Origin of the sequence: Lactiplantibacillus fabifermentans DSM 21115 (assembly GCF_000498955.2) — a bacterium.
In the GTDB taxonomy this organism is placed as follows: Bacteria; Bacillota; Bacilli; order Lactobacillales; family Lactobacillaceae; genus Lactiplantibacillus; species Lactiplantibacillus fabifermentans.
Genome location: NZ_AYGX02000160.1, coordinates 1 through 8,195, shown reverse-complemented (window position 1 = coordinate 8,195; position 8,195 = coordinate 1). Strand labels below are relative to the sequence as shown.

General features: G+C 42.4%; 8 protein-coding genes and 1 pseudogene. All 9 read left to right on the top strand.

Translation table 11 applies throughout. The features are described from left to right. The first annotated feature begins 178 nt into the window (after positions 1-178). The 9 genes and pseudogenes from DY78_RS13420 (at position 179) to DY78_RS13385 (ending at position 8,044) form a co-directional block, all read left to right on the top strand. On the top strand, positions 179-646 hold the full coding sequence (locus DY78_RS13420) for a hypothetical protein (RefSeq protein ID WP_156404135.1): 468 nt from the start codon (positions 179-181) through the stop codon (positions 644-646). A 65-nt stretch (positions 647-711) separates the two neighbouring features. Next, positions 712-3,066: a phage tail spike protein gene (locus DY78_RS13415; protein WP_056993537.1), complete on the top strand. Its 2,355-nt coding sequence runs from the start codon at positions 712-714 to the stop codon at positions 3,064-3,066. A gap of 14 nt (positions 3,067-3,080) precedes the next feature. Next, positions 3,081-5,459 (top strand): carbohydrate binding domain-containing protein, encoded by a 2,379-nt coding sequence (locus DY78_RS13410; RefSeq protein WP_056993536.1) that lies wholly within the window; start codon positions 3,081-3,083, stop codon positions 5,457-5,459. Continuing rightward, the gene (locus DY78_RS13405; protein ID WP_024624050.1) at positions 5,452-5,694 is read left to right on the top strand and encodes a hypothetical protein; all 243 of its coding nucleotides are present in this window, start codon (positions 5,452-5,454) and stop codon (positions 5,692-5,694) included. Before DY78_RS13410 ends, DY78_RS13405 begins: the two co-directional genes overlap by 8 nt. A gap of 3 nt (positions 5,695-5,697) precedes the next feature. Further along, positions 5,698-5,859: a hypothetical protein gene (locus tag DY78_RS16510; protein ID WP_169817100.1), complete on the top strand. Its 162-nt coding sequence runs from the start codon at positions 5,698-5,700 to the stop codon at positions 5,857-5,859. Continuing rightward, on the top strand, positions 5,843-6,202 hold the full coding sequence (locus DY78_RS13400; RefSeq protein WP_024624051.1) for a hypothetical protein: 360 nt from the start codon (positions 5,843-5,845) through the stop codon (positions 6,200-6,202). Before DY78_RS16510 ends, DY78_RS13400 begins: the two co-directional genes overlap by 17 nt. A gap of 11 nt (positions 6,203-6,213) precedes the next feature. Continuing rightward, positions 6,214-7,227: pseudogene (locus DY78_RS13395) on the top strand (GH25 family lysozyme); the annotation flags it as partial. 5 nt (positions 7,228-7,232) lie between these two features. Further along, a complete protein-coding gene (locus DY78_RS13390; protein ID WP_056993535.1) occupies positions 7,233-7,496 on the top strand; it encodes a hemolysin XhlA family protein in 264 nt (87 codons plus the stop codon). 11 nt (positions 7,497-7,507) lie between these two features. Further along, the gene (locus DY78_RS13385; RefSeq protein ID WP_056993534.1) at positions 7,508-8,044 is read left to right on the top strand and encodes a hypothetical protein; all 537 of its coding nucleotides are present in this window, start codon (positions 7,508-7,510) and stop codon (positions 8,042-8,044) included. The last annotated feature ends 151 nt before the right edge of the window (positions 8,045-8,195 follow it).

Below are 8,195 nucleotides of genomic sequence, written 5' to 3'. Positions count from 1 at the left end.
GTTATGCTGAACAATTTGTCCAAAAATTCGGATTAAATTTGCAATCTACCAAAAGACCAGCAAAAGTAAATCAGGTAAAACGACAACTAAATCGGTTAAAAAGACAAAAATAATCTACACTACGATCGTTAATAAAGAAGAGACTGATGCGTTAAGTTCAGCGTGGATAATGCTTGATATGACTAAAATTGGTCAGACTTATACTTGGTCAATAACCCAATACAACACTTCTACAGGACAGCCTTATACGGACGCTAACAAGTATTTAATCGTTCATGGCACCTACGTAGACACGGGTAAAAAGTACGACACGGCCCTCGGTGGTATTGGTAGTGTCATGTTAAAGAAGCCAATTACAGAAGATATTGAGAAAGTCGCTTATACCAACCCCTTTATGTCAATCACTAACTTGTATATCTGGCAGGCTAACTCGGTACCATCAACGACACCAACTTACATTGCCAGTGCTAATCAAGAGATTGTCTTAAATTGTGAAGATGAAAGCACAACCATCGGTGGTAAGCTGGTTAGTCCTGTCTGGTCAACAGATTACCCTAAATTAAGTCCGGGAGTTAATAGCTTAACGATGACTGGGGACTTAGATGATGCAACCATCGTTCTTAAGTATCTTCCAAGACTACTATAGAAACATTTAAAGGCTTCCCTCAATTGGGTGGCCTTTTTACATAACTAAAACAAGGAGGTTAACAGATGGCTTTAAATAACCAGTATTTAATTCTAGACCCTAATTTAAAGCGGATTGGTACCCTGACTGTTGATGGGTCCACTAAATTTTCTAACGACAGCGTTAAAGTCCAACTAGCTGATTCAGACACAACTAGTACTAGCTATGATGATGACGTTAATGTGGGTACAACCGACAGCTACACCGGGACGATTAATCTAAATGCCCAGTCTAAGAAGTTCGACCATCAAGGTTCATTAGACGTACTTCAAGGTCAACCTGATTCAGATAAAGTGGTGGCTGGTAACAATCTCGCCTATTATGACGAGCTATCGGGCCATTGGTATGTTATGTACATTTACAGTGCGGAAGAGAACAATACCGCTGCTGTTAAACACGTCACAACGGCTAACTTTACCAACCTATGCTTGTACAGTTTAGCGCATCATTATCCTATCGCTACTACTGCCAGTGCAAGCACGATTCAGACAGCCTTTAACGAGTGTTTTAATGCCACTGGTTGGACGCTGGACTATCAAACCACTAATGTGATGACCCCAACAATCACCATTGATGGCAAGACTAAAGCTAGCACGTTATTACAGACACTCATTCAAACGTATGATGTCGAGATTGACCCTTATGTTGAGATTGATAGCCAAGGTAACGTCACGGAAAAGGTATGTGTCATTACTGACCAGCTGAACACTGACGTGGTCTATAACGAGGCGGTATTTGGCAAGAATATGACTAGCATTAAACGGACAACGGTATCAACACCCGTGACTAAATTGATTCCCTACGGCGCTAACGGTAGCACAATCGCCTCGGTTAATGATGGCAAGCCTTATATCGTTGATGATGATGCTAACCAGCAATATAACCCGGATTGGCAGGCTGGCCTTTACTATGAAGCTGTGGTGACGGCTAACAGCATTAATAACTCAGCCGGTTTAAAAGCATGGGCTCAAGAGATGCTCGAATTATACAATCACCCTAGAACGTATTACGAGGTTAATGTAACACCTGACTTTAATCCGCCATTAGGAGCCACAATTAGGTTTAAAGATGAATTGATTAAACCGGTATTAGACGCCAGTGGTCGCGTTATTCAACGGACAATCAGCTTTGCTAATCCGTATGGTAATACAGTTGGCTTTGGCGAATATACAACCGTTCAAGTAGCTACCCCAGCATGGCTATCGGGGTTAACCAGTGCTCTTGATGATGCTGTTTCTAAGGCTAAAAGTGATGCTAGCACAATTGTACCGACTATCTTACATCCAGATGGCTTAGACTTTGCTACTGGCGAAACTTCCAAACGGCTCATCTTAACGGCTTATGAGGGTAACGAGAATATCAGCGCCTACATTGACTCCTTGGGATTTAACTGGAGCCGAACCGATGACAATGGCAATGTTGACACAAGTTATTCAAAAACGGGCTATTTAAATGTGATTCCCGCTGGTACTTTAGGTAGTATTCGTGGTCAGATTGATGGGGATTATATCACTGACGACCCCGAGATTAGCATTAATGACACTACTTGGGCTAAATTCGGCTCATTTGATGCTTACGATAATGGGGTTAATCGAGTCATGCAACACGCGGAACAGTTAAGTGATGGCCGTTGGATTGTCAGTCAAGCCGATTGCACGTACACGCTACGAGACGCTAGTTTAAAATACATCTCTAAGATGAGTGTCACGAATGGCGGTCATGGAACGTCCTTTGGGGTCACCATTGAAGACAACACGATTTATATTTTTGCCCCACTAAAGACTAGTGCTGGATATGACCTCGTTAAGATTCCTTATACGGCTGGTCAAACCTTGGGCACCGATGATGTGACCCATTTATTGAGTTTCGACCATTATATTCGGGTTAACTATGACGCGACTAACGATTACTTTGGTCTAACCGACAACAGTTTGAACTACTACGTGTTAAATGGAAGTGACGTTCGCAATGGGGTCGATAATGTCCTTTATCAAATCGCGTTAACTGACTATGGCTATGACATTGACACCCAGATATATCAAGGTCAACTATTGGATTTCCCCTACGTCTATTTCCAATCGGGTAATCAAAACGAGAATGACACCTGTCAGATTTATGCCATTAATCTCATTCACGAGGGAGAGTGCTTCAATTACTTGTATGATTTCACGGACAAGCTGGAGTTAAGTGGCTATATTGAACCGGAAGGTTTAGCGTTTGCTACAGTTGATGGCTCTAAAGTGCTAATGAACTTTCTGACCTCAACGGTTGGCATTAACACGACCCCTAAAACGGAATACTTCTATCAAGTTGCTATGACGACCCGGGCTCCAATGACCGCTAATAGTGGGACAAATGATGATTCTAATGATAATGATTGAAAGTAGGTGAACTGATGACGAAAAGTAGAACGACTGAAGTAAATATAACCCAGTCAACGCTAATTGGACAAACTGCACAGATAACTGCCGATAGTGCGGCTAGTCAGGCAGAAAATGCTAATAGTGCCACTTTAATTGCACAGTCTACAGCTAATGCTGCTAAATCAGCCGCAGATAGCACCTACGCTTATGCCAATTCAGAGATAGCCGTACAGTCAACAGCTACCGCTAAAGCTCAAAGCGCAGCTGACAGCGCATTTAGCCAAGCAGTTACGGCAATAGATAATGGTGAAGTAACCAGTCAAGCAGTGACAACCCTCAAAGATGGTTCAACTATGACGATTGCTGACCTAGAAAATGGACTAGCTACCAAGGTTGCCAATTCAGACTATGCTAGTTACAAAGAACAGACAGCTAGTCAAATAGGACAGATGGTAAGTAATAGTGCTTTCTCAGCTTATCAAACAACTACCGCTGACTTGATAGCCCAAAAGGTGGCTAATAGTGACTTCTCAGCCTATCAAGCGACAACTGCTGAAGCAATATCTAGCAAGGTTGAGTCTAGTGACTTCAAAACTTATCAAACACAAACAGATGATATGATTTCTAGTAAGGTTTCTAAATCAGATGCTAATAATGCCAACTTAATTCCATATTCAAGCAACTTTACTATCCCACTTACTGGTTGGACGTTAATGGACTGGGGGGCAACTGACCGGAAACTATTAGTGACTACGCATAATTTCTATCAGAACGGCACCGGGGCACTGCTTTATTTAAATACAGCTCAAAATGGCACTGCTGCCGCTGGTTCAAATCGGTTCCCATTATTGCCAAATACAACCTACACGTTTCAATTTAAAGCTTTTGCGTCTTCTAACGTTGTCGGGGCAAACGTTTATTTGCTATCTAGGGCTTATGGTTCCACCAGTGATTATGACACAGTTCATGGGCTCTTTAACAACTTAGTGACTTCGCCATCACAGATTGACCAGTATACAGTTACTTTTACGACTGGTGCTAATGATAACGAAGGTTATATTCGAGTTGACAACATTGGGTCTAATAATAGTGCTTCTTCTGGGTTATTCTTTACCGAATTAAAACTAGAACTCGGTAATACGGCTACACCCTACGTATACGGTGGTCAAGATTCTATGATTTCTCAAATGTCTGACGATATTAACCTTAGAGTTACTAAAGATAGCCTGATTGACCAGATTAACCTACAAGCGGGTAACACATTAATTTCATCTAGTGGTCAATTAACACTGTCTGGTGAAACTATCTATTTTGATACAAGTAACCCTGTAATAATCCCTAGTGCTAATATCACCGGGACTCTAAATGGTAAAACTATCAATGCTGGCACACAGTTAAATCAGTATGGCAACACTGGTTATCCGCTAACGCTTTCACCAGATGGTTCAGTTACTAGTACGTCGTTTGAAACAATTGACACAGATACCTTAGCACTAAGAACTGTCATAAAAGACGGTACAGTTGACATTATGGTACGTGGTATGACCCCACTTTCAAGTGGTATGTATTCTGGTATGTATCCGTCAACTGATATTAACTTGGGGAATGGTCAATTAGCGTTATTTTCCGGCCGTTCAACCTCACAAGACCCTAACTTTACGGCAACCGGTATTACAGGAACTGGATATGCTATTTTAGATGCCAACACAGGACTAGCCCTGCAAGGGGATTCACAACAAATTCAATTTAACGGACTATCTACAGATACTACGGATAAAGGAATTATTTTTACACCCTATGGTAATATCAATCCCAACGGGGACCAAGGAACTTGGTATATTGGCCACGACCAAAATAGTCAAACTGCTAATTTTGGCATTGATTCCGCTGGAATCAATGAGATTTATTTTAAACGACAGGTAAACGTTGGCGCAGTTACTGTGTCAACTGGTGGAACTTTTGCCCTAAGTAATGGTGGCGACTTTTGGTTTGGCAAGACAACTGGTGGGCTCACAGGCATCCATGCCGGTGCCGTTAACTATACTAGCTTAGTTAAATCGTCCCTATTGAGTGTTAAGAAGGACGTGCAAAAGGCTGACACAGCTTATTGGGCGCAGCTGGTTAACTCAATCGACTTAGCAACCTACCAGTATAAATCTGATGATAATACCAGCCATATTAGGCTGTCTTCAATCGTTGATGATGTGAATGACACTAAGCAGTGGCGGTTACCAGACGTATTTATCAACCGTGACGAAGATGGCAGGCTAAATGGGGTGGATGACAGTGTACTCTTGAATGCCACTTTAGCGACTGTGCAGGAACAACAAAAGCAAATTGACCAGTTAAATGGTCACAACATGGAATTAGAAGCAAGATTAAGAAAATTGGAGGAAAAGGTAAATGGATAGTATTCTAATCACGAATTATAAACCGGATTACACGAATAACATTATGACGATTAGCATTCAAATTAACACGTTGGCAATTAGCTCACAGGTTAGTATCACCATGGACGACTTTAACACTGCCATTGTCGGTGGTGTTGATAACGTTAAATTGAAGGTGTTAAACACGCTGATTGACAGCCTGAACGCTTTAAAACCAGTTACCACAACTACGACAACGACCACAAAGGAGGCTTAAATTATGAATATTGATGCACAGGCTTTGATTAACAAGCTGACAAGTAACTATGCCCAAGAAATTGCCCTTAAAGACCAGCAATTAGCGATGGCTCAAGTTCAAATTGACCAGCTTAATGCCAAGTTGGCTGAAAAGGAGGCGCCTAAAGATGGCAAAAACGCTTAGTTTTACCGATACTTCACCACAGACGGTTAAAATTGGTGATACCACCACTAGCTTTACGTTAATTTGTGGCAATGATAATGTGGCAACGGATTTAACTAGTGCCACCTCAATTACTGTTAAATTAGGCAATACTAGTGGCTATCTTAAATCGTCCACAGTTGACCCAACTAGTTTAACCGACCCCACAACTGGTCAAATTGTGCTAGCCTTAACAGCGGATTTAATGACTGGTTTGACAGCAGGTAATTATCAGTTGGAAGTATGGGTGGTTGATAGTACCGGGACGTCAATTTACCCTAGTGAGTCAACGTTACAGTTCCAAGTTAATAGTAGTCTTGAATAGGAGGTAGACAATTGAATAAACACAAGTTAAAGGCACTCATCTTAATGGTGGGCGCCATTTTTATGGCCTTTTTAACGGCCAATGTTACCAGTCAGGCTTCAACTAGCCGTGAACAGGGGGTTGATTGGTCTAAGTATAACGGTAATAGTGGGACATTCGGCTACAACACTGATAAGTTCGTGCTATCACAGGCGGGTGGCTTTTATGGCGGGACTAATATCCCTCAAACCACTTATGCTAGCCAAGTTAAATCAGCTCAACAGGCTGGTAAACGAGTGCACACCTATTTATGGGACGGTGTTGGTGGCGATATGACCAATGCTAAGGCAATGATGGCCTATTACTTGCCACGTGTTAAGACGCCCAAGGGCAGCATTGTAGCGCTAGACTATGAAGATGGTGCTTCTAATAGTGTGACAGCTAACACTAATGTCATTCTAGCTCAAATGGCCCTCATTAAAGCGGCTGGATATACCCCTATGCTGTACGGTTACAAGGCCTATCTAAATGCCCATGTTAATGTGTCGGCCATTGTTAAAGCCTATGGTACTTGCCTGTGGTTAGCCGAATATCCAGACTATCTGGTTAGAACTAGTCCTGATTATAACTGGTTCCCTAGCATGGACGGCGTGGCTATCTTCCAATTCACTAGCATGTATAAAGCAGGCGGATTAGACGGCAATGTCGATTTAACAGGGATCACTAAATCAGGCTACACGACTGCTAGCAAGAAACAAGCTCAAACCAACGTTAAGAAGGCTCAGGCAGCTAAGAAGGCCACCTTTAAGGTCGTTAAATACAACCAACGCGGGGTGTTTTATCCTAATCGGACACTAGCTGTACGATACACGGATAGCGACAAAGTTAGTCAAGTGGCTACCTATTACAAGGGCGAGAGTGTGACTTACAACGCGGTTATTATTGAACATGATTATGTCTGGGCACGCTACGCCCGTTCTAATGGTTACTATGGCTTTATCAAGTTGGGTGTCAATAACGGGCAGGCCTATGGGAAACGGGTGACCTACTAATGGCACAATACGACGATACAACCAAGCTATTAATGGATATTCAAAAGGATGTGGCCGCCACCAAAACGAAAGTTGAGAGTATTGAAGAAAAATTGAATCAAGTTGACGCTATTGATAGCAAAGCTGACAAGGCACTGGCCAAGTCCATTGAAGCCAGTCATCAAATTGACCGCGTTACAACCATTCAAAATTGGTTGATCGGTGTCTTGGTTAGTGGCGTGCTTGTCACGTTAGTTATTTATATCGCTGAAAAGTTCCTTTAGGAGGGAAAATAATGACAAAATTTTTAAATGTAATTCAGGCAACACTCAAAGCTAACTACAAGAAGCCCGCTTATTGGGCCCAGATTATCGGGTCCGTGTTGATTATTGGCCTAGCTGTCGCAACGGTCTTCTTTGGTGTTAAGATTGACGCTAATGCAGTTGTGTTAGTGATTACCGCCGTGGGGGCAATCCTAGCTTTTGTCGGGGCAATTACGGATAATTCTATTTTGGAAGATACCGGCAATACGATCAAGACCAAGTCGAGCACGTTAGCTTATACGGAACAAACAGTCGTGGAAGCTTTGGCAGAAGCTCAAGCTAAGATTGAAGCAGCTAACTCAGCAGCGGCTAGTCAAGCTGAAGCCCAAGCATCACAGGCAGTAGTGGCGGCGTATAGTCAAGCAGCTAGTGCGGCGGCAGTTGGTGACACGGCCACGGCTAGTTCAGCAGCCACTTTAGCGTCATCGCTAGCGGCTAATTTGGATAGCAATGCGCAATCAGATGCCGAAACGACGTCAGAATCCGCCTCACAAGCAGGCGAAAAGTAGTATAATTAAATATTGAATTTGCTAATCCCCTGCGTTTCGGCGTGGGGGATTTTTTTAATAACTAATATTCAAAAGTATACATTTCTGTCTTAAAGACAAATGGTAGATTGTAAAATTAATCCGAACGCTGTTCGGACAAAAAAGATCAGCT